This window comes from Geothrix terrae (genome assembly GCF_022808775.1).
GTDB lineage: Bacteria > Acidobacteriota > Holophagae > Holophagales > Holophagaceae > Geothrix > Geothrix terrae.
Map to the genome: position 1 here is coordinate 197,833 of NZ_JAKZLA010000002.1, position 25,412 is coordinate 223,244.

At 70.4% G+C, this 25,412-nt stretch carries 26 protein-coding genes; 11 read left to right on the forward strand and 15 right to left on the reverse strand.

From position 1 onward, the window contains the following. Window positions 1–30 precede the first annotated feature (30 nt). Window positions 31–1,137, reverse strand: a complete 1,107-nt coding sequence (locus tag MLE42_RS03945) for a hypothetical protein (RefSeq protein WP_243286584.1) — start codon at window positions 1,135–1,137, stop codon at window positions 31–33. Continuing rightward, window positions 1,134–1,703, reverse strand: a complete 570-nt coding sequence (locus MLE42_RS03950; protein ID WP_243286585.1) for an RNA polymerase sigma factor — start codon at window positions 1,701–1,703, stop codon at window positions 1,134–1,136. The genes MLE42_RS03945 and MLE42_RS03950 overlap by 4 nt, the downstream gene beginning before the upstream one ends. A gap of 155 nt (window positions 1,704–1,858) precedes the next feature. On the opposite strand from MLE42_RS03950, the gene MLE42_RS03955 reads away from it, so the two are divergent. Genes MLE42_RS03955 through MLE42_RS03970 form a run of 4 tightly spaced genes read left to right on the forward strand, consistent with a single transcriptional unit; the run spans window position 1,859 to window position 4,587 of the window. Beyond that, window positions 1,859–2,992, forward strand: coding sequence for a diguanylate cyclase (locus MLE42_RS03955; RefSeq protein WP_243286586.1), 1,134 nt, complete (start codon window positions 1,859–1,861; stop codon window positions 2,990–2,992). Window positions 2,993–3,021: 29 nt separating this feature from the next. Then, the gene (gene surE / locus MLE42_RS03960) at window positions 3,022–3,783 is read left to right on the forward strand and encodes a 5'/3'-nucleotidase SurE (protein ID WP_243286587.1); all 762 of its coding nucleotides are present in this window, start codon (window positions 3,022–3,024) and stop codon (window positions 3,781–3,783) included. Between the two features lie 4 nt (window positions 3,784–3,787). Then, complete coding sequence (locus tag MLE42_RS03965; RefSeq protein ID WP_243286588.1) at window positions 3,788–4,060, forward strand: acylphosphatase; 273 nt, start codon at window positions 3,788–3,790, stop codon at window positions 4,058–4,060. 2 nt (window positions 4,061–4,062) lie between these two features. Beyond that, window positions 4,063–4,587 (forward strand): adenine phosphoribosyltransferase, encoded by a 525-nt coding sequence (locus MLE42_RS03970; protein WP_243286589.1) that lies wholly within the window; start codon window positions 4,063–4,065, stop codon window positions 4,585–4,587. 1 nt (window position 4,588) lies between these two features. Here the strand turns inward: MLE42_RS03970 and MLE42_RS03975 are convergent, their stop codons facing one another. After that, window positions 4,589–5,245 (reverse strand): Crp/Fnr family transcriptional regulator, encoded by a 657-nt coding sequence (locus tag MLE42_RS03975; RefSeq protein ID WP_243286590.1) that lies wholly within the window; start codon window positions 5,243–5,245, stop codon window positions 4,589–4,591. Window positions 5,246–5,360: 115 nt separating this feature from the next. On the opposite strand from MLE42_RS03975, the gene ric reads away from it, so the two are divergent. Further along, complete coding sequence (gene ric / locus MLE42_RS03980; protein ID WP_243286591.1) at window positions 5,361–6,065, forward strand: iron-sulfur cluster repair di-iron protein; 705 nt, start codon at window positions 5,361–5,363, stop codon at window positions 6,063–6,065. A gap of 35 nt (window positions 6,066–6,100) precedes the next feature. On the opposite strand, the gene MLE42_RS03985 is transcribed toward ric, so the two are convergent. Next, on the reverse strand, window positions 6,101–7,003 hold the full coding sequence (locus MLE42_RS03985; RefSeq protein ID WP_243286592.1) for an NAD-dependent epimerase/dehydratase family protein: 903 nt from the start codon (window positions 7,001–7,003) through the stop codon (window positions 6,101–6,103). Between the two features lie 173 nt (window positions 7,004–7,176). After that, window positions 7,177–7,686, reverse strand: coding sequence for a MarR family winged helix-turn-helix transcriptional regulator (locus tag MLE42_RS03990; protein ID WP_243286593.1), 510 nt, complete (start codon window positions 7,684–7,686; stop codon window positions 7,177–7,179). Window positions 7,687–8,014: 328 nt separating this feature from the next. Between MLE42_RS03990 and MLE42_RS03995 the strand changes: the two genes are divergently transcribed. After that, on the forward strand, window positions 8,015–9,112 hold the full coding sequence (locus MLE42_RS03995; protein WP_243286594.1) for an NADH:flavin oxidoreductase/NADH oxidase: 1,098 nt from the start codon (window positions 8,015–8,017) through the stop codon (window positions 9,110–9,112). A gap of 756 nt (window positions 9,113–9,868) precedes the next feature. On the opposite strand, the gene MLE42_RS04000 is transcribed toward MLE42_RS03995, so the two are convergent. Further along, window positions 9,869–11,980 (reverse strand): sensor histidine kinase, encoded by a 2,112-nt coding sequence (locus MLE42_RS04000; protein WP_243286595.1) that lies wholly within the window; start codon window positions 11,978–11,980, stop codon window positions 9,869–9,871. A gap of 38 nt (window positions 11,981–12,018) precedes the next feature. Here MLE42_RS04000 and MLE42_RS04005 point away from each other — a divergent pair, with 38 nt between their 5' ends. From MLE42_RS04005 to MLE42_RS04020, 4 genes are all read left to right on the forward strand, one after another. Beyond that, window positions 12,019–13,242: a DNA methyltransferase gene (locus MLE42_RS04005; RefSeq protein WP_243286596.1), complete on the forward strand. Its 1,224-nt coding sequence runs from the start codon at window positions 12,019–12,021 to the stop codon at window positions 13,240–13,242. Window positions 13,243–13,324: 82 nt separating this feature from the next. Further along, window positions 13,325–15,073 carry a B12-binding domain-containing radical SAM protein gene (locus tag MLE42_RS04010; RefSeq protein WP_243286597.1) on the forward strand — a complete coding sequence of 583 codons (1,749 nt, stop codon included), beginning with the start codon at window positions 13,325–13,327 and terminating at the stop codon, window positions 15,071–15,073. Window positions 15,074–15,368: 295 nt separating this feature from the next. Further along, window positions 15,369–15,833 (forward strand): cupin domain-containing protein, encoded by a 465-nt coding sequence (locus tag MLE42_RS04015; protein WP_243286598.1) that lies wholly within the window; start codon window positions 15,369–15,371, stop codon window positions 15,831–15,833. A gap of 34 nt (window positions 15,834–15,867) precedes the next feature. Continuing rightward, window positions 15,868–16,593 carry an oxygen-binding di-iron domain-containing protein gene (locus tag MLE42_RS04020; protein WP_243286599.1) on the forward strand — a complete coding sequence of 242 codons (726 nt, stop codon included), beginning with the start codon at window positions 15,868–15,870 and terminating at the stop codon, window positions 16,591–16,593. 67 nt (window positions 16,594–16,660) lie between these two features. Here MLE42_RS04020 and MLE42_RS04025 read toward each other — a convergent pair whose 3' ends face one another. The 7 genes from MLE42_RS04025 to rpmB form a co-directional block, all read right to left on the reverse strand. Further along, entirely contained in the window at window positions 16,661–17,290 is a 630-nt protein-coding gene (locus tag MLE42_RS04025) for an OmpW/AlkL family protein (protein WP_243286600.1), read from the reverse strand. A gap of 241 nt (window positions 17,291–17,531) precedes the next feature. Further along, window positions 17,532–18,557: a cytochrome d ubiquinol oxidase subunit II gene (cydB, locus tag MLE42_RS04030; RefSeq protein ID WP_243286601.1), complete on the reverse strand. Its 1,026-nt coding sequence runs from the start codon at window positions 18,555–18,557 to the stop codon at window positions 17,532–17,534. An 11-nt stretch (window positions 18,558–18,568) separates the two neighbouring features. Then, window positions 18,569–19,888 carry a cytochrome ubiquinol oxidase subunit I gene (locus MLE42_RS04035; RefSeq protein WP_243286602.1) on the reverse strand — a complete coding sequence of 440 codons (1,320 nt, stop codon included), beginning with the start codon at window positions 19,886–19,888 and terminating at the stop codon, window positions 18,569–18,571. A 43-nt stretch (window positions 19,889–19,931) separates the two neighbouring features. Next, window positions 19,932–20,408, reverse strand: coding sequence for an RrF2 family transcriptional regulator (locus MLE42_RS04040; RefSeq protein ID WP_243286603.1), 477 nt, complete (start codon window positions 20,406–20,408; stop codon window positions 19,932–19,934). A gap of 110 nt (window positions 20,409–20,518) precedes the next feature. Beyond that, entirely contained in the window at window positions 20,519–20,941 is a 423-nt protein-coding gene (locus MLE42_RS04045; protein WP_243286604.1) for a GNAT family N-acetyltransferase, read from the reverse strand. Further along, window positions 20,938–21,648: a tRNA (adenosine(37)-N6)-threonylcarbamoyltransferase complex dimerization subunit type 1 TsaB gene (gene tsaB / locus MLE42_RS04050; protein ID WP_243286605.1), complete on the reverse strand. Its 711-nt coding sequence runs from the start codon at window positions 21,646–21,648 to the stop codon at window positions 20,938–20,940. The genes MLE42_RS04045 and tsaB overlap by 4 nt, the downstream gene beginning before the upstream one ends. Window positions 21,649–21,728: 80 nt before the next feature. After that, complete coding sequence (gene rpmB, locus MLE42_RS04055) at window positions 21,729–21,920, reverse strand: 50S ribosomal protein L28 (RefSeq protein ID WP_243286606.1); 192 nt, start codon at window positions 21,918–21,920, stop codon at window positions 21,729–21,731. 133 nt (window positions 21,921–22,053) lie between these two features. Here rpmB and MLE42_RS04060 point away from each other — a divergent pair, with 133 nt between their 5' ends. Continuing rightward, complete coding sequence (locus tag MLE42_RS04060; RefSeq protein WP_275975701.1) at window positions 22,054–22,896, forward strand: DNA-processing protein DprA; 843 nt, start codon at window positions 22,054–22,056, stop codon at window positions 22,894–22,896. On the opposite strand, the gene MLE42_RS04065 is transcribed toward MLE42_RS04060, so the two are convergent. After that, the gene (locus tag MLE42_RS04065) at window positions 22,893–23,396 is read right to left on the reverse strand and encodes a c-type cytochrome (RefSeq protein WP_243286607.1); all 504 of its coding nucleotides are present in this window, start codon (window positions 23,394–23,396) and stop codon (window positions 22,893–22,895) included. The genes MLE42_RS04060 and MLE42_RS04065 overlap by 4 nt on opposite strands. After that, window positions 23,393–25,405, reverse strand: coding sequence for a c-type cytochrome (locus MLE42_RS04070; protein WP_243286608.1), 2,013 nt, complete (start codon window positions 25,403–25,405; stop codon window positions 23,393–23,395). Before MLE42_RS04070 ends, MLE42_RS04065 begins: the two co-directional genes overlap by 4 nt. Window positions 25,406–25,412 lie beyond the last annotated feature (7 nt).

Consider the following 25,412-nt stretch of genomic DNA (forward strand, 5'->3'; position numbering starts at 1 on the left):
GGAGGGAATGCCGCCGCCCTCAGATCCCTTTCACCGATCCGGACCTTTTTTCTCGGCGGGGAAGATGCGCGCCCGGAAGCCCCCCACGGGGCCGGTCTCCGGCAGATTCTCGGGAACTGCGACGGGATGGGCCGTCACATAGAGGTCCAGGGCATCCCCCTCCCTCAGCCGCACCTGGTAGCGTCGCTGGGCCTCCCGGACCTCCTTGAACGCCGCGGCACGATCCTGGAGGACCTCCACGCCCCCGTCCCCGCGCCTGAGGAGCCACACCTGCGTCTGGGGCGAGGCGGTCACGGTCACCAGGGTGGTTCCGTCCGGCTGGGGGGTGAGGGTCCAGGTGGGGAGCTCCGGGGCCGGGGCTCCGCTGGACCGGCGCTCGGCCTTGGCTTCAACCCGGGCGGCCTTGGCCCGGGCCGGAACCTGGGAGGCGGTGGACCGGACCTCCATCAGCGCCTGCGGGGCCGGGTGGTCCGGCGGGGCCCCGGCCGCCTTCCCGACGGGATCCTGGGCCTTGTCCTGGGCGTTATCCCGGACCACCGGGACCGGCCGCGGGATATACGCAGGCACCGGCACGGGCGCCGGCGCCGCGGCGGCGGGCACGGGAGCGGCGTCGGAGGCGGAGATGCCGGCGGCCGGCGGGAGCGCGGCCTCCGGTGCGGGGGCTTTCTTCGGGCCTGGAGGGGTCGGCGTGCGTCGCTCGCGTGTCGGTTCCGCGGGCGCCTCCGGAGGGACCTCGAAGGACAGGGCCTTCGGGCTCGCGGGCGCCTGCCGGGCCGGAGGTGGCGCCTGCCGGGCCGGAGGCGGTGCCTGGGGATTCCGCAGCCAGGTCAGGCCCGCCAGGGAGGCCATCAGCACCCCGGCCGCCGCGCCCAGCACGCCGGGCCGTCGCCAGAAGGGTACGACCTTCGCCGAGGCTGGATTCGGGGCCAGGTTCGGGGCCGGAGCCGTGAGGGCGGCGAGCACCTGGGTCCGCGCCGCGGGATCCGCCAGCAGCTCCCGCAGGGCCTCCTCGTCGGCCAGGGCGTCGAACAGATCCTGGTGCGCCAGGGCCGCCTCGAACAGCGTGCGGCACTCCTCGGCGGTGAGGGTGCCGGTGGCGTAGCCGCCCAGGAGCTTCTCGGCCGTGGCGCGCTTCATGACGCCCCCCTTCCCGGCCCTTCCCACCGGCCGCCCAGGGCCTCGAGCAGCTGCTTCCGGCAGCGGTGGTCCCAGGTGTAGATGGTGTTGAGCGTGGCGGCGCCCATCAGGCCCTGGATCTCCGGGAAGCTGCGCCCCTCCAGCTTCAGCCGGAACAGCTCGCGGCAGCGCTCGCCCAGACGGGCGATGCCACCCATGAGCCGGGTGAGCAGCTCTTTCCGCTCCAGCATGGCCGCGGGATCCGGCGCGTCCGAGGCGGGGGGGAAGGCGTCCACGTCCACGGCGTCGAACTCGCCCCGGCGGGCCGCCTTGCGGAGGTGGGCCCCCAGCTTGAAGCGCAGGATCTGGAAGGCCAGGGGCACCAGGTCCTCCGCCCGCTCCAGATGGCCGTACTTCGTGTGGATGAGCACCAGCACCTCCTGCGCCAGGTCCTCCGCATGGGCGCCTGCACCCCGGGATGCCGCAAAGGCCACGATCCTTTCACGGAGGCGGGTCAGGACCTCGAGCCGGTCCGGCGCCGCCACGTCCCCCGCCTCCCCGTCGGGGATTGGGAGGGCGGAGGTCATCGGGAGGTCGGGATCCATGGCGGAGATGGGGCGCGCTCCATCCTGGCAGGAAAACCGCCAAGGCTGACTGGCCGGGGCAGGGGTGCGGACGGCAAGATGGATACGCGCCGGTCCTGATCCGAGCATGGCCCGTCCCACCCCACTCCGAGAATCCCATGCCCCTGGCACTGTCGATCTTAGTGGTCCTCCTCGCCTCCCTCCTGTCCGGGCTGCTGGGCGCCCTGGCCGCGGGCCTGTGGTACCGGCGGCGGCCCCGGCCGGCGGATCTGATCGATCCCGACTGCCAGCACCAGCTGGAGGCCCTGGCCCGGGCCCGGGAGGCCAGCGAGCGGGCGAACGCCGAGCTCCGGCGGGCGCTGGATCAGCTGGAGCGCACGGCCGCCACGGACCGTCTCACCGGAACCTGGAACCGCCGCTGGCTCGAGGATGGCGCCGCCCAGCTCATCGCCGCGGCCGGCCGCGGCGATGCGCCCATCAGCCTCATCCTGTACGACCTGGACCACTTCAAGCGCGTCAACGACTCCTTCGGCCACGAGGTGGGCGACGAGGTGCTCAAGTCCGTCACGGAGGCCGTCCGCAGCCAGCTGCGCGCCTCGGACGCGCTGGCTCGGTGGGGCGGCGAGGAGTTCATCGCGCTCTGCCCGGCCACCACGCTGGCGGGGGCCACCATCCTGGCCGAGAAGATCCGCCAGGCCGTGGAGGCCCGCGTCACTCCGCAGGCCGGCGTGGTGACCATCAGCCTGGGCGTGGCCCAGCGCCAGGAGAAGGAATCCCTGGAAGGCTGGATCCGCCGCGCCGACGAGGCCCTCTACCGGGCCAAGGCCCGGGGCCGGAACCAGACCGAGGCCTCCCTGGACGTAGGCGTCGCCGCCGGAGAAGACCGGCCCTCCTTCCTGACCCTCGTCTGGGATCCGGCGCTGGCCTGCGGCGAGGCCCGCATCGACCACCAGCACCAGGAGCTCTACCGCCTCTCCAACGGCCTCCTGGCCTCCATCAACCAGGGCCGGTACCCCGAGGAGACGAAGCTCCACATGCAGCTTCTCATCGCCCACGTGGCCCAGCACTTCCACGACGAGGAGGACATCCTGATCCGGGTGGGATACCCGCACTTCGCCGCCCACGCCCAGGAGCACGGCCGCCTCCTCGCCAAGGCCAAGACCCTCCAGCAGCAGATGGGGGGCGACAGCGCGGACCTGCCGGCCATCCTCGGGTTCCTGGCCCTCGACCTGGTGAAGGGGCACATCCTCGGCTCGGATCGGGACTATTACAAATACCTGGCCCAGGACTGACGCCCCCGCCCGGCGGGTACACTGGCTCCATGCCCGAACGCCTGATCCTGCTCACCAACGACGATGGCCTCTGGGCCCCGGGGCTGGCGGCCCTGGCCCGGGTGGCCTCCCGCTTCGGCCGGGTGGTCACCGTGGCCCCCGATCGCAACCGCTCGGCCATCTCCTCGGCCCTGAGCCTGCACAACATCCTCCGCCTGCACGAGATCGGGCCCGACCGCCACGCCTGCGACGGCACCCCCGTGGACTGCGTGCTGCTGGGCGTCTGCGAGGTGCTGGAACGCCGCCCGGACTGGGTGCTCTCCGGCATCAACCACGGTTTCAACCTGGGCGAGGACGTGTTCTATTCCGGCACCGTGGGCGCGGCCTTCGAAGGCCGCCTCCAGGGCGCCCGGGCCGCGGCCTTCTCCATCCACCCGCAGGGCCGACTGGAGGACGCCGAGCCCTGGATCGGCCGCTTCCTCGAACGCTGGGAGACCATGGACCTGCCGGCCAACCGCATCTGGAACGTGAACTTCCCCAAGGGAGACCCCCAGGGCTTCCGACTCACGGGCCAGGACAGCCGCGCCTACCACGACCTGGTGGAGCGCCGGGCGGATCCCCGGAACACCCCCTACTTCTGGATCGGCGGCGATGCGGGTCCCACCTACGCCAAGGCCCCCGGCAGCGACGCCGAAGCCGTGTTCGAGGGCTTCGCCAGCGTCACGCCCCTGCGGCTGGACCTGGGCTGCCCCGAGACCCTGGCGCGGCAGGCCGACTTCGACTCGACCTTCAACGGGCCGGCGGGAGACTAGTCCGGTGCCCATCCGCTTCTGCGTCCACGGCGCCGTCCAAGGCGTGGGCTACCGCCGCTTCGTCGAGCGGGAGGCCCGGGCCCTCGACCTGGCGGGCTGGGTGCGCAACGATCCGGATGGGTCGGTGAGCGGCGAGGTGGAAGGCGCCGAGGCCGCCCTGGCGGCCTTCCGGGCGCGTCTGGCGGAAGGCCCGGCCTTTGCCGCGGTACGACGGCTGGACTGGGAGGCCATGGATGTGCGATCCTCGCTTCCCCTTCCTTTCCAGATCATCAGGTAGCCATGACCCTCACGACTCCCCTCACTGCCTTCGTCCGCGATGTTCCGGACTTTCCGAAAGCCGGGATCCTCTTCCGGGACATCACGCCCCTGCTGTCGCACGCCGAGGCGTTCGGCGAGGCGGTGGAGGCCATGTCCCAGCCCGTGCTCACCCTCCAGCCCACCCACGTGCTGGGGCTGGAATCGCGGGGCTTCATCTTCGGCAGCGCCCTGGCCCAGAAGCTTGGCGTGGGCTTCGTACCCGCCCGCAAACCCGGCAAGCTGCCCATGCCCACCCACAAGGAGGCCTATGGCCTCGAGTACGGCAGCGATGCCCTGGAGATCCACAAGGATGCCTTCGGCCCCGGCGACCGGGTGCTCATCGTCGACGACGTCATGGCTACGGGCGGCACCGCCGCCGCCGCCCAGCGCCTCGTGAACCGCACCGGCGCCCAGCCCGTGGCCCTCACGGTCTTCATCGAGCTGACCTCCCTGCCCGGCCGCGAGAAGGTCGAGGGGCTGCCGGTCTTCAGCGTGCTGCGGTACTGACTCACTCGTCCAGGTTCCCCAGGATGCGGATCCTCGATCCCTCCACTGCGATCTGCCCCGCATCCATGAGCTGGCGCAGGTGGCGGCTGAAGGTCTCCGGCGCCATGCCCAGCTGAGCCGCCTGCACCTTCTTCGAGACCCGCAGGAGAATCTCCCGGTTCGGCGCCCGGCGGGATTCCTCCGCCAGCCAGGAACGCAAACGCCCCGCGGTGTCCTGGGCGCGGAGCGTCTGGATCTGGAAGGTGAGCCGATGGTGCCAGGCGGCCAGGCTCTCCAACATCCGCAGGCAAAGCTCCGCGTCCGAGCGCAGCAGGGCCAGAAAGGGGACCCTGGGCACCTTGGCGAGCAGGGTCGGCTCCAAGGCCCGGGCCGTGGCGGGGAACTCGGCTCCGGCGAACAGGGCGGCTTCCGCGAAGGACTGCCCGGGCCGCAGCAGGTTGAGCTGGGTCTCGCCCCCATCCTCCGCGGGGCGGAGGAGCTGGATGGCGCCGTCCAGCACCACGAAGAAGCCCGTGCAGGGTTCTCCGGCCAGGAAGAGGGTCTGGCCTGGGTCCAGGGAGCGGATCTCCACCAGCGCCCCCACCCGGGCGATCTGCGCCGCATCCAGGGTCCGGAAGAGGGGGGCCTTGGACCAGAGACCTTGGTAGCGGGTGGCCATGGCTCCATTGTGCGCCTTCCGGGTCCGTTGCGACGGCGTCTTGAGATCGGTCAAGGCGGTGGGATTCTCCGGGCGGGATTCTTTCCTTGCGTCCGGATGGACAGAGGAGGACCCGATGAGCCAGGAATGGGAGAACCGCAGCGTGGGCGAGCTGGTGCTGGAGAAGCCAAGCCGCTCGAAGGTCTTCGAGAAAGTGGGGCTGGACTACTGCTGCAAGGGCCAGGATGCCCTGGGCAAAGCCTGCCAGCAGAAGGGGATCGCCCTGGAGGGCGTGGTGGCCGCGCTGCAGGAGATGGAAGCGAAGGCTCCGGAGGATGAGGACCGGAGCTGGATGATGGACCTGCCCACGGCCGTGGAGCATGTCCTCCGGGTCCACCACGACTACACCAAGGAGGCCCTGCCCCGCCTGCTCTTCCTCACGGGGAAGGTGGCGAAGGTGCACGGCGACGAGGACCCGCGCCTGATCGAGCTGGACCGCGCCTTCCAGGCGTTCGCCCAGGAGACCTTCGACCACCTGGCCAAGGAGGAGCAGATGCTCTTCCCCATGTTCCTGGCCCTGGCCAAGGGCCAGCGGTGGCCCGCCCCCCCCACCGTGCAGATGCCCATCGCCCGCATGCTGGAGGAGCACCTGCAGCACGGGGAGAACCTCGAGCTGTTCCGGCACCTCACGGACGGATTCGTGCCCCCGCCGGGCGCCTGCAACAGCTGGCGGGCCCTGCTGGACGGCCTGGCAGAGCTGGAATACGACCTGCACCGGCACATCCACAAGGAGAACAGCTGGCTCTACCCGACCGCCATCGAGCTGGAAGCCAAGCTGTAGGTCTCGCGGCGCCCTTCCTTTGACTCCAATTCGAATCAGCCTCCGGAGGCGGGCAGCCCCATCTCCCGCAGGCTGTCCCGGATGCCGGCCTCCGGCCCCCGGGGCGTCACGCCCAGCTCACGCACCAGGCGCGGGCTGAGCACCCGCCGGGACTCCCGCAGGAAGGCCAGGAGGCCCGGGCTCAGGGCCTCCTGGGCCTCCTGCCAGGTAACTTCCCGGGGGGCGGGCAGGCCCACCAGGGCCGCCACCCGCGCCGTGAAGGCGGCCATGCCCTCGGGGCAGCCGTCCGCCACGTTGACCACGCCCGCCACCGGCCGCGCCAGGGCCGCCAGGCAAGCCGCCACCAGGTCGTCCACGTGGATGCGGTTGCCCGGGCCCGAGTCCTCCGCCCGGAGCACCGGCTCGCCGCGGCGCAGGCGGTCCAGGGGCAGGCGGTGGGGGCCGTAGATGGCCGCCACGCGCAGGATCACGCAGCGGGCTTCCCGCGCCTCGCACCAGCGCAAGGCCTGAGCCTCCGCCTGCAGCCGCTGGCGCGAACGCGCATCCCCGGGCGCGGTCGGGGCGGCCTCGTCCACCGCCGCGCCGCCCGTGTCTCCGTAGACGCCCGTGGTGCTCAGATAGACGAGCGCCCGCGGGCGAGCCGGGCCGAGAGCTTCCAGGAAGCGCCACAGGCGGGGGTCGCCTTCGCCATCTGAGGGCGGGGGCGCCAGGTAGACCACGGAGGCCAGGTCGCCGGGCGGATCGAAGGGGCCCGGGCGGTCCAGGTTCAGGGCCCGCGCGGGGATCCCGGCGGCGGCGAGCGCCGCAGCGGAGGCCTCTGAGCGCACCAGTCCCAACACGGGCCCCCGCGCCGCTAGGCGCCGGGCCAGCCGCGCCCCGGTGTAGCCGCAGCCCATCAGGAGGTGGGTGCCTGCGGAGGTGCTTACTTCGGTCTTCATGGGGCCAGCATAGCCCGCCGCATTCCGGAGCAAAGCGCTGGTCACGGAAGACACGGAAGGGGCCGTGGCCCTTGCCGCACGGCCCGCAAGAGACGGCTTCCGGCATGGCCGGAAGTCTGGAGTTTGGACAATTTAAGGTCCGCCAATACGTAACATCGTAATGGTGTTTATCTTTAGGGCCACGCAGGTGCGCTACCGCTATGTGGTCGACCTCGAGTCGTCGGCTGACTGACCACTTCCAGCACATCCAGCGCTTGCACCAGTGGCAGCATCTGCGGATCGCGGCGCGCCTCTCCCAGGGCCTGGTCCAGCGCCTCGTCGTAGGTGGGCCGAGCCTGCTCTAACATCGCGAAGCCACTTTGGGTGACGTTGGTGTAGATCCCTCGGCGGTCGATGGGGCAGAAGTCGCGCTGCAGCAGGCCCCGATCCTCCAGCCGGGTCACCAAGCGGGTGGTGGCGCTCTGGCTCAGAAGGACCGAATCCGCCACCTGTTTCATTTGCAGATGGCCTCCAGTCCCCTCGTGCTGCCGGCTAAGCACGGTGAGCAGGGAGTACTCGCGCACGCTCAGGTCGTGTCGGTCCTGAAGGGTGCGCTCCAGGTGCGCTTGGATGCGCTCATGCAGGAGAGACAGGGCGCACCAGTGCTGGGCCAGTGCGGTTGGTCTAGGGGAATCGGCAGGCATTGAACCTCCGGGCACTGCACCTAGATGATACCAGGACGATATATTTCACGATCGCTAAATTTTTAATTTTGAATTACACGCGTATGCAATTATTCTACTCCCCGGCCTGGCAGCCCGGACCAGCCGCCAGGCGCCCCTCCCCAACCCACTCCCGAAAGGATGAACCATGGAATCTGTGACCTAGCCCGAGCGCTATACCCCAGGAAGCGCCAACAACTACGTCTGCAACGAGGTGATCGTGCCGGGCCTGACTGTCGCCGACCGGACAGAACCCCGCCTCTCTGAGCCGGTCGCCGCGGCTTTGTTGAAACTCGTGAAGGAGTAAGCCATGCCTGGATTGTTCGACCCTTACCAACTCAAAGACGTGACGCTGCGCAACCGCATCGCCGTGCCACCGATGTGCCAGTACATGGCCCAGGACGGCCTGGTCAACGAATGGCACCAAGCCCACTACGCCTCCCTCGCACGCGGAGGCGCCGGCCTGATCGTGGTTGAAGCCACCGCCGTCTCCCCGGAAGGCCGAATCACCTGGGCCGACCTGGGCCTGTGGAACGACGACCAGGCGGCTGCCATGCGCCCGATCGTGGCCGCCATCAAGGCCGGTGGCGCGGTACCCGGCATCCAGATCGCCCACGCAGGCCGAAAGGCATCGGCCAATCGCCCCTGGGAAGGGGATGACCATATTGCCCTGGGCCAGCCCAATGCCTGGGAGACCCTCGCCCCCTCCGCCGTCGCCTTCGGCAAGGGCCTACCGCGGGTCCCGAGGGCCATGACCCTGGAGGACATCCGTCGGGTGCAGGAGGACACCGTGCGCGCCGCAGAGCGCGCCCGCGACCTGGGTTTCCAGTGGCTGCAGTTGCACTTCGCCCATGGTTACCTGGCGCAGGAGTTTTTCTCGCCACTCGTCAATCGGCGTACCGATCTCTACGGTGGCAGCGCCGAGAACCGGGCGCGCTTCCTGATGGAGACGTTCCGCGCCGTACGCGCGGTCTGGCCCGCGAACCTGCCGCTCAATGTGCGGTTGGGCGTGATCGAGTTCCACGGGGACGATGGGGCGATGCTCGCCGAGGCCGTCGCCCTGCTCAAGCAGATGAAGGCCGAAGGGCTCGATTTCGTTGACGTCTCGCTCGGGTTCAACACCCCCGAAGCGCAGATCCCCTGGAGGCCTGAGTTCATGGTACCGACTGCGCGCCAGGTGCATGAGGCGACTGGATTGCCGGTGGCCACCAGTTGGAACCTGCCCCGTGACCCCAAGGCGGCTGATGCCCTGCTTCGGGCGGGGCAACTCGAGTTGCTTACCCTGGGGCGCCCCTTGCTGGACGATCCACACTGGCCCTACCACGCAGCGCGCGACCTCGGTCTTCCGGAGGCCGCCGCCTTGACGCTTCCGCCGCCCTACGCCCACTGGCTCTCCCGCTACCACTGAGCCGAAATCCGACCTTCCGGCCCCCAAAAGCGTGGGCGCACTGAGAGCTGGGCGTCCACGCTTTTGGAGGAATCAGGAATATCGTTCAATGGGTATCAAGGCTGTGAACTGCGGTGCATTCCCTCAGCCCCGGTTGGGACTGCGGGAGCGTACCTGCGACCGTAGACCAGAACCTGCCATCGCCTTACTTCAGGCCGCCCTCCGCTGACTCATCTCACGAGAGTCGGTCAGATCCGCCTTGGACTGCCTGAAATTCCGAGGACCAAGGAAAAACATCGGTCACGTCCCTGAGCCACGATGACCGCTATTTCGAGTTCCTCGAACGAAACGCCCTGGATTTCCGGGGCGTTCAGATGCTCGTATTGTCCAAAGTCCAGGCTTCCGGCATGGCCGGAAGTGCTCCCGGGGGCGCCTGATCCGCGTCCAGAAGCGCGGCGCTGGCGCCCCCTGGATACAGCCCGTGCTTTCGGAGCGGACGTACCTGCCTTGTTCCGTGCCTTCCGTGACCAGCAAGGCGCTCGATGGCCGGCCGACGGTTCCGGACACCGGAACCCACACCCATGAGAGGCTGGTCCGGGGGCATGGCCCCCATTCGGAGCCTTCGGTGTCGCCGCTGTTCAAGATGGTCGTGCTGGCCTGGCTGGTGATCGGTCCCGTGGGGCTCTGGCTGCGGCGCCGACGGCGGCGCACCACCTGACCCGGCGGGCCGGATCTCAGAACCGGAGCCCCGGAGCCGGAGCCTCGGAATCGGGGCGGTCAGAGCTGGGGCGGCAGAGCCAGGCTGAAGCGGCTGCCCCGCGCCAGGGGCTCGTACCAGGCGTCCCCGCCGTGGTCGTGGGCGATGCGGCGCACGATGGCCAGGCCCAGGCCTGTGCCCTTCCACTTGGTGGAGAAGTAGGGCTCGAAGAGCCGGTCCCGCTCCGCCTCGGCCACGCCGGCCCCATCGTCCTCCACGTCGAAGCGCAGCCGCCCGTCCGTGTCGGTGAGCGACAGGGAGACGTGGCCCTGGCCCTCCACGGCAGCCACGGCGTTGTCCACCAGGTTGATGAGGGCCCGCTTCACCATGTCCGCGTCCCAGAAGGCCTCCCGGGGGCCCTGCGGGAAGGTCAGGGTCCACCGGATGCCCGGCTGGTTGGGTTCGTAGAGGGCCAGCACCTGGCGCAGCAGCTCCGCCGGATCGCAAGGCGCGAACTGGGGCGAGGGCAGGCGGGCGAAGCGGCTGAAGCTGTCCACCAGGCGCGAGAGGCTGGCGACTTCCGCCAGGATGGTCTCCGCGCCCTCCTGCACGGCCTCCGGATCCAGGCGCCCTTCGCGGGTGCGCCGCAGCAGCCGCTGGGCCGTAAGCTGGATGGGCGTGAGGGGGTTCTTCACCTCGTGGGCCATGCGCCGGGCCACTTCCTGCCAGGCCGCGCGCTTCTCGGCCTGGGCCAGCAGGGAGAGGTCCTCCAGCACGGCCAGGACGCCGCCGCCCTCCAGCGGCTCGAGGATGGCGCGCACGGGGCGGCCCTCGCCCTCGCCGCCGAGGCGCAGCTCCTCCTGCACGCCGCGGCCGGATTCGCGGACCGCCGCCAGCAGCTCGGGCAGTCGGCCCAGCCGCGGCAGGGCCGCCAGGGAACCCCAGCTCTCCTCGGAGGGGTCGAAGGACTCGAGGCCCGTCCAGGTCTTGGCCGCGGCGTTGAAGGTGCGCAGCTCGCCGTCCGCCCGCCAGCTCATGACGCCCACGGGCAGGGCCGCCAGGATCTGGCCCAGGTAGGCCCGCTGCTGCTCGATGCGGCTGGCCTGGGCCTCGATGGCGGCGCGGCTGGCCTTGAGGTCGCGGATCATGGCGTTGAAGGTGCGGGCCAGGAAGGCCAGCTCGTCCTCGCCCATCTCCGGGATCTGCACCTCCAGGTCCCCGCTCCCCACGCGCTGGGCGGCCTTGGCCAGGGCGCGGATGGGCTCGCTCAGGGACTTGGCCAGGGCCAGGCCCGACCACACGGCGAAGAACAGCGTCAGCAGCGTGAGGAAGAGGAACGTACTCTGGGGCAGGGTCTGGAGCGTGGCGCGGGCGGCCCGGATCTGCTGGCTCTCCCGGTAGCGCTGCTCCAGGGCCAGCACCCGCTCGAGGGTCTCCCGCGGCATGAGGATGCCCACGGCCCAGGTCCCGTCGCCCCGGGGCACGGTGCGCAGCAGCCAGAGGCCCTCGCGGGTCTCGCGCGCGCCCTCGGCCCCCAGGCCGGCCAGGTCCGGCGGCTCGAGGCCGGTGCGCAGGTCCATGGCCTTCACGCCGCCCTCGCCGCCCTTTCCGCCCTCGCCGCCCTTCGCAGCCTCGCCGGCCCTGGGTCCGAGGAAGGCCACCAGGTCGAGGTTGGTCGCGGCTCGAAGGACGGGCGCCTCCGCCGAGGGGGATTCCAGCAGGCGGCCCGCGCCGAAGTCCAGGCGGGCCTCGGCGGCGGCGCGGAGGTCCCCGGCCACCTTCTGGCCGTCGCGGATGGCCACCTCCGTCTCGGGGCTGAACCAGCGCTCCACGTTCTTGTTGATGAAGTTCCGGCCCACCAGGAAGAGGATCAGGCTGGGCACGATGCCCACGATGAAGAGGGTCAGCACCATGCGGGTGCGCAGCCGGGAGCCCAGGATGCCGCTCTTGCGCTCGAAGTAGAGCTTGGCCAGGCTGCGGGCCACGATGAAGAGCAGGGTCCCGATGGCCAGCACGTTGGCCAGGCCCAGGGCGATGAGGGCCCAGCGCGAGGGCGCGTCCAGCCCGCCCTCCGCCACGCGGTTCCCCACGGCCTTGTAGCTGAGGATGATCATGACGATCAGCACGCCCAGCCCCACGGCCACGTAGAGGCGGGTCAGCTCGGGGTGGCGCTTGGGCGGCTTGGGGACCATGCCAGCAGGCTATCCTGGTTGATCTGGGAAGGGCAGGGATGGAGAAGGAGACAGCCGCGAGCAGGGCCTTCCTGGCGGACCTCGCCCCGGTGGAGGACGCGGCCTGGGACGAGGTCGAGACGGTCTCCGGCCGGCACCCCCGCCTTTCGGCCGAGTTCTGGACCTCCCGCCAGCGGCAGGCCGCCAACCTCCACGAGATCTCGTACCGGGCCTGCTACAAGCCCCAGCTGCCCCGCCACTTCATCGAGCGCCTCACCCTGCCCGGCGAGCGGGTCTACGACCCCTTCAGCGGCCGGGGTACCACCGCGCTGGAGGCCGCCCTCATGGGGCGCCGCGTGGCCGCCAACGACCTCAACCCCCTGTCCCGGCTGCTGGCGGAGCCTCGCCTCATGCCGCCGGAGCCCGCCGCCGTGGCCGCGCGTCTGGCAGACATCCCCCGCACCGGCGCCTCGGACGGGCTGGACCTGTCCATGTTCTTCCACGCCGACACCGAGGCCGAGATCCGCGGCCTGCGGGCCTGGTGCCTGGAGCGCGAGGCCGCGGGCGAGCTGGACGCCCTGGACGCCTGGATCCGCATGGTGGCCACCAACCGCCTCACGGGCCACAGCCCCGGCTTCTTCTCCGTCTACACCCTGCCCCCCAACCAGGCCGTCAGCGCCGACAAGCAGCGCCTGATCAACGCGAAGCGCGAGCAGGTGCCGCCCTACCGTGACACCCACGCCCTCATCCTGAAGAAGACGCGGCAGCTCCTCGCCGGACTCGACGCCCTGGCCCTGCGGAACCTGGCGACGGCGGCCGAGGACGCGATCTTCCTCACCGGCGAGGCCCGGTCCACACCGGCGCTGGCGGACGGCTCCGTGACCCTCACCGTCACCTCGCCGCCCTTCCTCGATGTGGTCGACTACGTGGGCGACAACTGGCTGCGCTGCTGGTTCAACGGCCTGGACGCCCAGGCCATCGGCCGCGGCCTCAGCACCCACCGCACGGTGGAGGCCTGGTCGCAGGCCATGGGCGAGGCCTTCGCCGAGCTCTTCCGCGTCACCCGGCCCGGCGGCTTCGTGGCCTTCGAGGTGGGCGAGGTGCGGGGCGGCAGGCTGAAGCTCGACGAGGTCGCCCTGCCCCTGGGCCTGGCGGCGGGCTTCCGCGCCCACGGCGTGCTGGTGAACACCCAGGTCTTCACCAAGACCGCCCACATCTGGGGCGTGGACAACAACGACAAAGGCACCAACAGCAACCGCATCGTGCTGTTCGAGAAGGCCTGATTGGCCCGACCTATGCAGGTTGGCGCGGTGCCCGGGAAGGACCGACCCTGATTCCGGTTTCTGAACCAGGAAGGGGGCGGGATTGGGACTCAGAGTCCTGCTGGTCTATCCGGAAATGCCGCCCACCTACTGGAGCATGCGCTACGCCCTGCCCTTCATCGGCAAGAAGGCGGTGTTCCCGCCCCTGGGCCTGCTCACGGTGGCGGCGATGCTGCCCCCAGATGTCGAGGTCTCCCTGGTGGACCTGAACGTGGCGCCGCTGACGGACGCCGCCCTCGCCGCGGCGGACCTGGTCTTCATCTCCGCCATGATCGTCCAGAAGGAATCCATGGCGCAGGTCATCCGCCGCTGCAACGCGCTGGGCAAGCCGGTGGTGGCGGGCGGGCCCTACCCCACCAGCTGCCATGACCAGATCCAGGGCGTGGCCCACTTCGTGCTGAACGAGGCGGAGGTCACGCTGCCGCTGTTCCTCGAAGACTACGCCAAGGGAGAAGCCAAGCCCCTCTACACCAGCGCGGAAAAGCCCGACCTCACGCGCACCCCCGCGCCGCGCTTCGACCTGGTGCGGCGGAAGGACTACGCCGAGATGGCCCTGCAATTCTCCCGCGGCTGCCCGTACGACTGCGAGTTCTGCGACATCATCGAGCTCTTCGGCCGCCGGCCACGCACCAAGACCCCGGCGCAGTTCCTCCACGAGCTGGAGCTCCTCCATCGGGAGGGCTGGCGCGGCCCCCTCTTCCTGGTGGACGACAACTTCATCGGGAACCGCCGGGAGGTGAAGGCCCTGCTCGCCGAGCTGATCCCCTGGCAGCGGAAGCACCACCACCCCTTCTCCTTCTTCACCGAGGCCAGCCTGGACCTGGCCAGTGACGAGCCCCTCATGGACCAGATGGTCCAGGCCGGCTTCAACATGGTGTTCCTGGGCATCGAAACACCCGACCTCTGCGCCCTGAAGGCCGCCGGCAAGCAGCAGAACCTCAGGGCCGACCTGCTCGCCAGCATCCGGACGATCCAGCGCAAGGGCATGGAGGTCTGCGGCGGCTTCATCGTGGGCTTCGACAGCGACCGCGGCGACATCTTCGAGCGCCAGGCGCGGTTCATCCAGGAGGCCGCCATCCCCACGGCCATGGTGGGCCTGCTCACCGCCCTGCCCAAGACCCGCCTGCACCGCCGCCTCGCGGCCGAGGGCCGCCTCACGGGGGATTCCGGCGGCGGCAACAACACCCACGACCTGCGCCTCAACTTCCTCCCGAAGATGGAGCCCCGGAAGCTCGTCGACGGCTACAAGCACCTCCTGGCCGAGATCTACCACCCGGACCACTACTTCGACCGCTGCCTGCGGCTCCTGAAGACCCTGAAGCCCCACCGCGCCACGCGCCGGAAGCTGCACGTCATGGAGCTCCGGGCCTTCGTGCGCTCCCTCGTCGTCCAGACCTTCTCGCGCTACGGCTGGGCCTACTGGCGCTTCCTGGTGAAGGGGTTCTTCGCGCGGCCCCTCATGGTGCCCGAGACCGTCACCCTGGCCGTGAAGGGCCACCACTACTTCAAGATCACCCGCAGCCTGCTGGAGTTGGAGAGCTTCAAGGCCAGCCTCCATGAATGGGCCCAGACCTTCGAGGCGCGCCTGCAGGCCGTCGCGGCCCAGGACGTGCCCCAGCGCCTGGCCGAGCTCAAGGCCTTCCGCGACCGGGCGCTGACCCAGATGCAGGCCCGGTACCAGCGCCTGCCCAGGGATTTCCGCGCCTACGCCGACGACGCCGTGGCCGCCTTCCGGGCCAGCCTGGAGGAACGCCTCTCGCGCTTCGCCCGTGAGGTCCCGGCCCAGGGCTGACGCGCCTGATCCGCCTGCGCAGGTTCTGGCCGCCGCCTGTATCGCGCCGGCCCGCAGCAACGCCATGGACAAAGTAAAAAACAGACATTGAATTCTATTTCCACACATTGACTCGCCGTCGCAACAACCCATGTTGGAAGACCGCCTCCAGGGGGGTCCAGATTCGTCTGGACCGTACCTTCGAGGAGGCGCCGCACGGCAGCTTCCCTGCGTGGGCGGCTGGTCGAGTTGTTGTGTCTGGACGAGGTCCGCCCCCTCAGACGATCGAATCACCACATCCCCAAGGAGGGGTTCCATGAAGACACGCATCCTGGCCGTATCCGCGCTGACGCTGGCCTTGGCCGCGCTCGCGCCACCCGCCCTCGCCAAGGACGGCAAGAAGGCCGGCACCGCCGTCCTGCTTCCCGCCGGTGACATCCAGTGGACCGACGTGCCTGATGTCCCGGGCGCGCAGATGGCGACCCTCGACGGGGATCCCACCAAGGGGGCGGGCCACTTCCTGATCAAGCTCAAGGATGGATTCGTCGCCCCCCTGCACCACCACACCTCCGACCACTTCGCCACGGTGCTCTCGGGAACCATGTCCTTCACCGTCGATGGCAAGGAGACCCTGCTGCCGGCGGGCTCCTTCTTCGTGTTCAAGGGGAAGAAGGAACACATCACCAAGTGCATGCCCGGCGCCGATTGCGTGCTTTCCGTGGACGTCCGCGGGAAGTGGGACGTGGTGCCGGAAAAAGCCGAATCCGCGGCGAAGAAGTAGCCCGACTGGATTCCATTGGACCCACGAGGCCTCCATGACCACCCGCATTGACGAAATCGCCGATGGCATCTTCCGCATCAGCACAGGTGTTCCCATTCCTGCCATCCCCGGCGGGTTCACCTTCAACCAGATCCTCATCCGGGACGAGGCGCCCCTGTTGTTCCATACGGGCCCGCGCAGCCTCTTCGAGGCCACCCGCACCGCCATCGAGCGGGTGTTGCCGGCGTCCTCGCTGCGCTTCCTGGGGTACTCCCACGTCGAAGCCGACGAGTGCGGGGCCATGAATGACCTCCTCGCCGTGGCCCCCGCGGCCGTCCCCCTGTGCAGCCGGGTGAGCGCCATGGTGTCCATGGTAGACATGGCCGACCGCCCGCCCCGCGCCATGGCGGATGGAGAGGAACTGGACCTGGGGCGCCACCAGGTCCAGTGGCTGGACACCCCCCACGTGCCCCACGGGTGGGATGCCGGGCTGATCTGGGTCCCCGCGGCCCGCACCCTCCTCTGCGGAGACCTGTTCACCCAGCCCGGCGCAGAGCTCCCGCCGGTCACCGAAGGGGACATCCTCGGCCCCAGCGAGGCCATGCGCGCGGGCATGGACTACTACGCCTGCCAGGACAAGGCCCGGACCACCCTGGCCCGCCTGGCGGAACTCCAGCCGCAGACCCTCGCCACCATGCACGGCAGCGCCTTCCGCGGCGATGGCGCGGCCCTGCTGCAGGCCCTCTCGGCGGCGCTGGCGGAGCCCGCAGGCGTCCGCTGACACGGAGGCGCCGAGCGCCCCAACCCCCTGCCACGCAGGCGTGGCAGGGAGAATCTCCCCGAAGCAATCAGAACCGGTAACCGACGCCGACTCCGTAGAGCATGGGATCCACCTTCACGGTCGTGACCTTGGCTCCGGTGGCGGCAACCTTGACATCGCTCTGGATCTGTACGTATTTCACATCCAGGTTGATGAAGCAGTTCCTGGCCACCTTGAAGTCCACGCCCACCTGGGCGGCGAGCCCGACACTGGTCTTGTCCAGGTCCAGGGCACCACCCGCCAGCTTCACGTCGGAGATCAGGGTGAGGTTCAGGCCCAGGCCCACGTAGGGATCCACCGTCTGGCCCGGGAGGAAGTGCCACTGGGCCGTGAGGGTGGGCGGCAGCTCCTTGAAGGTGCCGATCTTCGTGCCCGACAGGGTGACGTCGTGCTCCTGGGGCACGGTGAGCACCAGTTCCGCCGCGACATGCTTCGTGAAGAAGTAGCTGACGTCCACCTCGGGGATGGTCTTCGAGCTGACGTGGATGGCGTCCGCCGGGAGGCCGGAGGCCGCATCGGACTGGTTCGCGGGCTGGAGCGAGACGGCGCGCAGGCGCACCATCCACGGGCTTTCCTTGCACGGGCTTTCCTGGGCCTGGAGCGGGGCAGAGCTCAGCAACCCGGCGGCCAGGGCCACCGGCAGGATGAGGGACTTCATGGGACTTCTCCTTGGCATCGCCCCGGAAGCGGGGCATGGGACACAAAGGCCCCCCGCCCCGCCATGGGACGGGGAGCCGGTTCACACGCGATGGGTCAGGTCAGGCAGAGGTACGATGGTGCTGGAGAACAAGCCCAACCGTGGATCTGCCGCGATTGGGCGCGGGGGCCCAGGGTGTGTGCGCAAGCGCGCCCCTAGATCCCTGCCACGCATGCGTGGCGGAAGGAGCCCCCGGAGAGCATCAGTAGGAAGGTCCGCGGGAGATGCTCTCGGCGGTCACCGTGTCCCGGAACGCCAGGTACACCCACAGCTGGTAGCCGATCACCACGGGCAGGAAGCAGAGCACCACGCCCAGCATGATCTTCAGCGTCAGCGGGCTGGAGGCGGCATTGAAGGCCGTCACCGAGGCCGCGGGGTCCAGGCTGGAGGGCAGCAGGTCGGGGAAGAGGCCCGCCACGCCGAAGAGCACGGCGCCGAGGATGAGCGCCGAGGAGGCGAACCAGGCCTTCCACCAGGCGCCCTTGGCCGCGAAGACCCGGGTCAGCAGCAGGCCCGCGACGGCCATCAGGGGCAGGGCGAGGAGGACGGGCTTCGCCAGCACGTGCTGCCAGAGCCGCGTGCTGAACCAGGTCAGGACGAGGAAGGCCACGGCCACGACGGCCTCCACCAGCCACAAGGTGGTGGCCATGCGGCCCGCGCGGGCCTGCAGGTCGCCCTCGGTGCGGGTGGCCAGCCACAGGGCGCCGTGCACCGCGAAGATCAGCACGAAGAGCACGCCGCCCAGCAGGCCGTAGGGGTTCAGCAGCGTGAGGAGGTTGCCGTGGAAGAGGCCCGCGGCGTCCAGGGGCAGGCCCTGGAAGATGTTGGCGAAGGCCACGCCCAGCAGCAGCGCGGGCAGGAAGGAGCCCACGACGAGGCAGGCGTCCCAGGTGGCGCGCCAGCGGGCGCTGTCCACCTTGCCCCGGAACTCGAAGGCCACGCCGCGCAGGATGAGCGCGAAGAGCAGCAGCATCAGCGGCGTGTAGAGGCCCGAGAACATGATGGCGTAGGCCCGCGGGAAGGCCGCGAAGGTCACGCCCCCCGCCGTGATGAGCCATACCTCGTTGCCATCCCAGAAGGGGCCCATGGCGTTCACCAGGATGCGCTTGTCGGTCTCGTCCTTCGCCAGGAAGGGGAACAGCGTGCCCAGCCCCAGGTCGAAGCCGTCGAGCATGAAGTACACGGCCCAGGCCACGCCCCAGATCACGAACCAGATGGATTCCAGCATGGTCGCCTCCCTCACTTCGCGGCCGCGGTGGCGGCGTCAGGGCCCTTGCGGGCGAACGTGAACAGCAGGTAGAAGTCCACGGCGCCCAGCAGCGCGTAGACCAGGAAGAAGGCCACGAGCGAGGTGCCCACCTGCGCGGTCGCCAGGGGCGAGGCCGCGTCGGAGGTCTTCATCAGGCCGTAGACAATCCAGGGCTGCCGGCCCAGCTCCGCGATGGTCCAGCCCAGCTCGTTGGCCAGGTAGGGCAGCGGGATGAGCCAGGGCAGTACCTTCAGGAACCGCGGCTGGTCCTCGATGCGGTGGCGCTTGAGGAAGGCCCAGAGGCCCAGCGCCAGGAACAGCACGCCCAGGCCCACCATGGCGCGGAAGCTCAGAAACACGGGCAGCACCGGGGGCCGCTCCGAGGCGGGGTAGTCCTTCAGACCCTTCACCTCGCCGCCGGTGGAGTAAGTGGCCAGCAGGCTGAGACCGCTGGGCACGGAGAGCGACTGCACGGTGTTGCGCTCATTGGCCGCGTCGGGCCAGGCCAGCAGGTGCATGGGCACGTTGCGGCCGGTCTCCCAGTGGGCCTCCATGGCCGCCAGCTTGGTGGGCTGGGCGGTGCCGAGGATCTCGGCGTTCATGTGGCCCTGGGCGATCTCGAACAGCGCGAAGATCAGCGTCCAGGCCGCTGCCAGGCGGAAAGACTTCTTGAAGAAGGCCGTCTCCTGCTTGCGGATCAGGTGCCAGGCCGAGATGCCCAGCACGAAGAAGCCCGCCGTGAGGTAGGCGCCGCCCAGGGTGTGGATGAACTCCAGGATGGCGAAGCGCTGGGTGATGACGGCGAAGAAGTCCGCCAGCTCGGCGCGGCCGTTCCGCAGCACGAAGCCCGTGGGGTGCTGCATCCAGGCGTTGGCCACCAGGATCCAGAAGGCCGACAGGTTCGACGCGATGGCCACCAGCCAGATGGCGGTGACATGGGCCTTCTTCGAGAGCTTGTTCCACCCGAAGTGCCACACGGCGATGAAGGTGGACTCCAGGAAGAAGGCCGCCGTGGCCTCGATGGCCAGCAGCGAGCCGAAGATGTCGCCCACGTAGGCGGAGTAGCGCGACCAGTTCGTACCGAACTGGAACTCCAGGGTGAGGCCCGTGACCACGCCCACGGCGAAGTTGATGAGGAAGAGCTTCCCCCAGAACTTCGCCATGCGCTGGTAGTCCTCGTCGCCGCTGCGCACGTACTGCGTCTCCATGAGGGCGACGAGCATCGAGAGGCCCAGGGTCAAGGGCACGAACAGGAAGTGGAAGTAGGTCGCCACCGCGAATTGCAGGCGCGACAAGGTCAAGGCGTCCACGGACTCCTCCTACGGGTCTGAGTTGGGGATGGGGCTTAGGGGATCAGGAACAGCTCGACGCCGCCTTGGTCCTGAGCGCCGTATGGCAGCGCAGGTGGGCGGCGAGGTGGGTCTCCGGAGAGCGGGCCAGGGCATCGAAGCGCACGCCGGCCAGGTGGGTCTCGAGGGTGCGGGCGGCCTCGGCCCAGGCCGCCTGGATGGGGCAGCCGTGGGCCAGCGGGCAGTGGTGGTGTCCGTCCAGGCACTGGTTGAGGACGATGGGGCCCTCGAGGGCGGTCACCACGTCCAGCAGGGAGATCTCCGAGGCGGGCCGGGCCAGGGCGATGCCGCCCCCCGTGCCCCGGGCCGTCTGGAGGATGCCCGCCTTGGCCAGGCCGCCGATGAGGCGGCGGACGAAGGGCGCGGGCAGGAGGCGGGCCTCGGCGATCTCGGCGATGGAGGCCCGCGTCCCCTCCGGCAGCGAGGCCAGGTGGAGCACCAGCCGCGCCGCGTAATCCGTCTGTCTGGAGATGCCGACCATGGGACCTCGAATGTGACCGTGGAGATAACATTACCCCAACGGTCACCTTGGTCAATACCCCTCGGTCGTCAATTTAAGGGATCCATGCGTAGCCTGAACCCGGCCGGCCCTCAGCCCAGGCGCTGGTACAGCAGCGCGTCCTCGCCGTCGGCGTAGTAGCGGGGGCGCCGCCCACAGGGCGACCAGCCGCAGGCCTCGTAGAGCCGCACAGCCGCCTCGTTCGAGGGGCGCACCTCCAGGTACAGGCGGTCCATCCCGTCCGCCGCCAGCTCCCGCTGGCTGGTCATCAGCAGGGCCCGGCCCAGGCCGCGGCCGCGGGCCGCCGGGGCCACGGCGATGCGAATCAGCTCCGCCTCCCCCGCCCGGGGCGCCCGCGACCACAGGGCGAAGCCCACCTCCGGCACCACCCACAGGGCCTCGTGGCCGGCCAGATCGGCCCAGGGCTCGCCGAAGGCCTCGCGGTCCAGGGCCACCACCCAGGGCGGCATCGCGGCCCCCTCCAGGAGCCGATGGACCGCGTGGGGCCGGGTCATCGCGCCACGCCCTTCCGCAGGGCCTCCGGCAGGTGGGCGGCGGCGTGGGGGAAGTTCACCTCGGCATCCGTCTCCCGCAGGTAGAAGGGCGTCAGGGGCGCTTCCGGCGCGCCCTGGACCACCCGCCGGGCCAGGGCCACCAGGCCCGCCAGGGTGGCCGCGCCCTCGTCGGCCAGCGCGATGCGGTGATCCGGCAGCACGGCCGCCACCTTCGGCGCGAAGGCCTCCGGGGCCCACCAGGGCTCCTCGCCCACGCGCCCGGGCAGGTCCGCCAGGGGATGCTTGGCGGCCGCTTCCAAGGGGCCGTCCGTCCCCCAGCGCTGGTGGAAGGCCTCGCCCCGCTGGCCGTCCAGGAGGATCCACCGGGGCCCTGAGACGCCCGTCCCTCCCCCAGCCTGACGCAACGCCTCGGCCCGCAGCGCGAAGGCGGAGAAGCCCCAGGTGGGCAGGCCCGTGAGGCCGAAGCCCTCCGCCGTGGCCACGCCGATGCGCAGGCTGGTGAAGCCCCCGGGCCCCAGGCAGGCGGCCACGCCGGTGAGGTCGTCCGGGGCGGCGCCGGCCTCGGCCATGAGCTCGTCCAGGGTGGGGATCAGCCGCTCGCTGTGCCCCCGTCCCACGCCCGAGACCACCCGCCGCGTCCACGCGCGGTTCCCCCGGATCAGCGCCAGGTGCAGGATTTCCGTGGTGGTGTCGAGGGCGAGCAGCATGAGATCAGTCTGACAGGCGCACCGAGCCCATACGCGAAGCGGCGGCCGTCCGGCCGCCGCTTCGCGTATGGAGAAAAGCCCTAGACCGCCTTCAGGACCTTGCCGGCCTGGATGCAGGAGGTGCAGACGCGCAGGCGCTTGGGGGCGCCGCCCACCAGGGCGCGCACGCGCTGGATGTTCGGGTTCCAGCGGCGCTTGGTGACGTTGTTGGAGTGGGAGACGTTGTTCCCGAACTGGGGCTTCTTGCCACAGACTTCGCACTGACGGGACATGGGAACCTCACGGGCCGGAAAGGGAAATAGCCAAGAGACCCAGTGTAATCGGATGTCTGGGAAATGCAAGGGGAAAGGGCTTGCACCACGCGCCCCGCCGCATCCAGGATAGCCTTCCACGCCCGAGAATCCCATGGACCTCGCCCTCTGGGCCCTAGCCTTCACGGTTCTGGACTGGCCCGAGCGCCAGAAGGCCGAAGCCTGGGCGGCGGTCCAGGCGGGGGTGGAGCCCGCCCTGTCCCCGGACCAGGCCACGGCCCTGGTCCGCCTGGAGGCCAGCCTGCCCCGGCGGCGCCAGGAGGCCCTCAACCGCGGCGCCCGCCTGCTGCTGCCGGGCGACGAGGGCGCCGACGCCCTGCTGGCGCCCCTGCCCTACCCCGTGGCCCTGTGGGTGCGGGGGAACCTGCCCCCGCCGGTGCCCGGCGCGCGTCACAGCCTGGCCATCGTGGGCAGCCGCCAGGCCAGCCGGCACGGACGGGACCGCGCCCGGAGCTGGGCGAAGGTGCTGGCCGAGGCGGGTGTGGCGGTGATCTCCGGCCTGGCCCGGGGCATCGACGTCGCCGCGCACCAGGGGGCGCTGGAGGCGGGCCCGGGCGGCGCGGGCACCTGGGGCGTCCTGGGCTCGGGCCTGGACCATCCCTACCCGCCGGAGCACGCCCCCCTCATGGACCGCATGGTGGCCGCCGGGGGCGGGGTCATCACTCCCTTCCCGCCCGAGGCCCCGCCCCGGAAGTGGCACTTCCCCCGGCGGAACTGGCTGCTGGCGGCCTGGTCCGAGGGCGTCCTGGTGGTGGAGGCCCGGTGGCAGTCCGGGTCCATGGTCACCGCCCGCCTCGCCCTGGACCTGGGCAAGGAGCTCTGGGTGGTGCCGGGATCCGAAGGACCGGATGCCCTCCTGGGGGAGGGCGCAGCCCATGCCTGCGGAGGTCCCGAAGAGGTGCTCGCGATGCTCAGGGACCTTCCGCGCTGGCCCTAACCCTCCGTCCGCTTCAGCGTCCGCAGGTACCCCACCACCTGGTCGATCTGGTCCGGGCTCAGCGTCTTCCCGTAGGGCGGCATCATGGCGGACAGGCCCACCCCCAGGCCCCCCCGCTGGACGACGTCCCTGAGGTCCGCGTCCGTCTTGGCCTTCTGGAAGGCGGGGTCCGACAGATCGCGGGGATGGGGATCGATGTTGAAGGCATTGAAGCCGTCCCCCGCCCCGGTCTCACCGTGGCAGGTCTGGCAATGGTGCTGGTAGACGCCCTTCCCCAGCCGCAGCTCGTAGGACAGGGGCGCCTCCGCCGGGGGGGCGTCGGCGGCCGGGGCCGGGGCCGCGGCTTCGACTGGAGGAGCCGCCGGGGGGGCGTCGGCGGCCGGGGCCGGGGCCGCGGCTTCGGCTGGAGGAGCCGCCGGGGCCGCGGCCTTGTGGCGGGAGCAGGCCCCCGCCGCGAGCAGGAAGAGGACCGGGCCGAGGATCTGGAACCGGGACTTCATCGCGTGCCTCCCTGCTTGGCTTTCGAGGCCGTGGACGACTTGACGAGCGTGTCGAGGTAGGCCGTCAGCTGGAGCGCGCTGGCGTCGCTCAGGCCGTAGTTGGGGCAGCGGACATCCGCGCGCCACTTCTGGGGGCCCTTGAGCCAGGCATAGGTCCAGCCCGGTTTCAGGCGCGTGCCGGCCTCGGTGAGGGGCGGCCCGTAGTAGCCGCCGCCGGCGCCGAGGATGTGGCAGGCGCGGCAGCCCAGCGTGTCGTAGAGGCGCTTGCCCTCCACCGGGTCCCTGGAGGTCGCGGGCTGGCCCGCGTAGGGATCCTCCGGAATGCGCGGATCCAGGTAGAAGGTCTCGAAGGCCTGCGCGATCTGGGCGGCCTCCTCCCGGGTCATCCGGAACACCGGCATGCGGTCGGTGAGGATGGGGCGGATGGTGGTCGAGAGCACCAGGTAATTCACCAGCCAGTCCTGCTTCACCTTGCTGCCTTCGGCGGTGAGGGGCGCGGTGGAGATGTCCCCGCCCCGGTCGCCGATCTGATGGCAGGACAGGCAGCGGTACTTGTCCATCAGGGCCCCCACGGCCCCGCCGGGCAGGAGGCTCGCCCGCACGGCCGGCGTGGAGCGGTAGGCCTGGGGAACCGGGCGGGCGCCCAGGGACAGCAGGGCCGTGACCACCGCCTGCGCCTCCTTGGGCGACAGGGCGAAGGTGGGCATCTTCAGGCCGTCCTGGAAGGAGCCGGGGGCTTTGACCTTCGCTTCCAGCCAGGCCGGCAGGGTGCGGGCGATGTCCGTCCGCTTGCCGAAATCCAGCGAGGCGGCGCGCTTGTCGCCGATGCCGTCGAGGGCGGGGCCGAACCGGTCCGCCGCCGCGCCGGGGTCGTGACAGGCGTAGCAGCCCTTCTGCCGGAAGAGCACCTTCCCCTTCTCCGCCAGGGTCTGGTTCACGCGGAGCGGGTCGAGGATCTCCTTCGGCGCGTCGAAGTCCTTGAACTCCGATTCCATGTAGGCCACGACGTGGCGGGCCTCGTCGGCGGAGAAGTTGAACTGGGGCATGCGGGTCCGCGGGTTGAAGGCGTGGGGGTCGCGGATGAAGGCCAGCAGCCAGCCGGCCGAGGCCCGCGAGGCCACCTTGGAGAGCTCGGGCGCCGAGCCGTTGCCCTTGCCTTCGAGGGTGTGGCAGGAGATGCAGCGGGCCTCGGCGAAAATCGCCTTGCCCTTCGCCACGTCGCCGGCCGGCTCGGCCCCGGCCGCCTGGACCTTGTCCGCCAGCGCCCGGCCGGGGGCGAGGCTGAACACGTAGTTCGCGAGCTCCTCGATCTCGGCCTGGCTGAGCTGGAAGCGCGGCATGGTGGCGTTGGGATCGACGGCCTTGGGATCCTTCAGCCAGCGCCGGAGGGCCTCGGCCCCGGTCTTGAGGCCCACGGCCTCGATGGGCGGGGCCTCCGAGCGGAAGGCTTCGTGGCCCTTCACGGCGTGGCAGGCGTAGCAGCCGTTCCGTTCCAGGGCCGCCCGGCCCAGGGACAGGGTCGCGGCGCCGGCCACCTTCTCGGCGGCATGGCAGCGGCCGCAACCCGACTCGATGAACGGGAGGGGCACCATGGGCGATCCGGCATCCGCCACTTCGCCATGGGCGTCCTTCTCCAGCGTGGCCAGCCCCTGCCCGCCGTGGCAGGCGGTGCAGCCGAACCGGCCGATGTCCTTCGGCGTGTGGTAGGTCGCCGCGTGCAGGCGGAAGGGCTCCGGGGCGCCGGTCATGGCGGCGTCCTGCACGCCGAGGTGGCAGGTGGTGCAGCGGTCCACGCGGTTCTCGAAGTCCGGCAGCCAGATCTGGTGGATGGCCACGGGCTGCTGCTGGTAGGCCTTGGCGGCCTGCAGGCTCTTGGCCCGCGAAGCCCCCAGCCGGGCGAAGGCCCGCTGGAATCCCCGGTAGGGGCGGAGGGCGTTCTTCAGCGGGGAGACCGCCAGGACCGCCAGGAACAGGATGCTGGTGATGGCGAAGATGCGTCGCAGAGGCACGGGAACT

What these genes read in the sequence shown, in the direction of transcription:
- surE (WP_243286587.1), top strand. Translation starts at nt 3,022, where the DNA reads ATGCCCGAACGCCTGATCCTGCTCACCAACGACGATGGCCTCTGGGCC.
- MLE42_RS03995 (WP_243286594.1), top strand. Translation starts at nt 8,015, where the DNA reads ATGCCTGGATTGTTCGACCCTTACCAACTCAAAGACGTGACGCTGCGC.
- MLE42_RS03970 (WP_243286589.1), top strand. Translation starts at nt 4,063, where the DNA reads ATGACCCTCACGACTCCCCTCACTGCCTTCGTCCGCGATGTTCCGGAC.
- MLE42_RS04040 (WP_243286603.1), bottom strand. Translation starts at nt 20,408, where the DNA reads ATGGTCGGCATCTCCAGACAGACGGATTACGCGGCGCGGCTGGTGCTC.
- MLE42_RS03985 (WP_243286592.1), bottom strand. Translation starts at nt 7,003, where the DNA reads ATGAAGACCGAAGTAAGCACCTCCGCAGGCACCCACCTCCTGATGGGC.
- tsaB (WP_243286605.1), bottom strand. Translation starts at nt 21,648, where the DNA reads ATGCTGCTCGCCCTCGACACCACCACGGAAATCCTGCACCTGGCGCTG.
- MLE42_RS03950 (WP_243286585.1), bottom strand. Translation starts at nt 1,703, where the DNA reads ATGACCTCCGCCCTCCCAATCCCCGACGGGGAGGCGGGGGACGTGGCG.
- MLE42_RS03955 (WP_243286586.1), top strand. Translation starts at nt 1,859, where the DNA reads ATGCCCCTGGCACTGTCGATCTTAGTGGTCCTCCTCGCCTCCCTCCTG.
- MLE42_RS04025 (WP_243286600.1), bottom strand. Translation starts at nt 17,290, where the DNA reads ATGAAGTCCCTCATCCTGCCGGTGGCCCTGGCCGCCGGGTTGCTGAGC.
- MLE42_RS03975 (WP_243286590.1), bottom strand. Translation starts at nt 5,245, where the DNA reads ATGGCCACCCGCTACCAAGGTCTCTGGTCCAAGGCCCCCCTCTTCCGG.
- ric (WP_243286591.1), top strand. Translation starts at nt 5,361, where the DNA reads ATGAGCCAGGAATGGGAGAACCGCAGCGTGGGCGAGCTGGTGCTGGAG.
- MLE42_RS04065 (WP_243286607.1), bottom strand. Translation starts at nt 23,396, where the DNA reads ATGAAGTCCCGGTTCCAGATCCTCGGCCCGGTCCTCTTCCTGCTCGCG.
- MLE42_RS03945 (WP_243286584.1), bottom strand. Translation starts at nt 1,137, where the DNA reads ATGAAGCGCGCCACGGCCGAGAAGCTCCTGGGCGGCTACGCCACCGGC.
- MLE42_RS04060 (WP_275975701.1), top strand. Translation starts at nt 22,054, where the DNA reads ATGGACCTCGCCCTCTGGGCCCTAGCCTTCACGGTTCTGGACTGGCCC.
- rpmB (WP_243286606.1), bottom strand. Translation starts at nt 21,920, where the DNA reads ATGTCCCGTCAGTGCGAAGTCTGTGGCAAGAAGCCCCAGTTCGGGAAC.
- MLE42_RS04020 (WP_243286599.1), top strand. Translation starts at nt 15,868, where the DNA reads ATGACCACCCGCATTGACGAAATCGCCGATGGCATCTTCCGCATCAGC.
- MLE42_RS04045 (WP_243286604.1), bottom strand. Translation starts at nt 20,941, where the DNA reads ATGACCCGGCCCCACGCGGTCCATCGGCTCCTGGAGGGGGCCGCGATG.
- MLE42_RS04000 (WP_243286595.1), bottom strand. Translation starts at nt 11,980, where the DNA reads ATGGTCCCCAAGCCGCCCAAGCGCCACCCCGAGCTGACCCGCCTCTAC.
- MLE42_RS03990 (WP_243286593.1), bottom strand. Translation starts at nt 7,686, where the DNA reads ATGCCTGCCGATTCCCCTAGACCAACCGCACTGGCCCAGCACTGGTGC.
- cydB (WP_243286601.1), bottom strand. Translation starts at nt 18,557, where the DNA reads ATGCTGGAATCCATCTGGTTCGTGATCTGGGGCGTGGCCTGGGCCGTG.
- MLE42_RS04005 (WP_243286596.1), top strand. Translation starts at nt 12,019, where the DNA reads ATGGAGAAGGAGACAGCCGCGAGCAGGGCCTTCCTGGCGGACCTCGCC.
- MLE42_RS04015 (WP_243286598.1), top strand. Translation starts at nt 15,369, where the DNA reads ATGAAGACACGCATCCTGGCCGTATCCGCGCTGACGCTGGCCTTGGCC.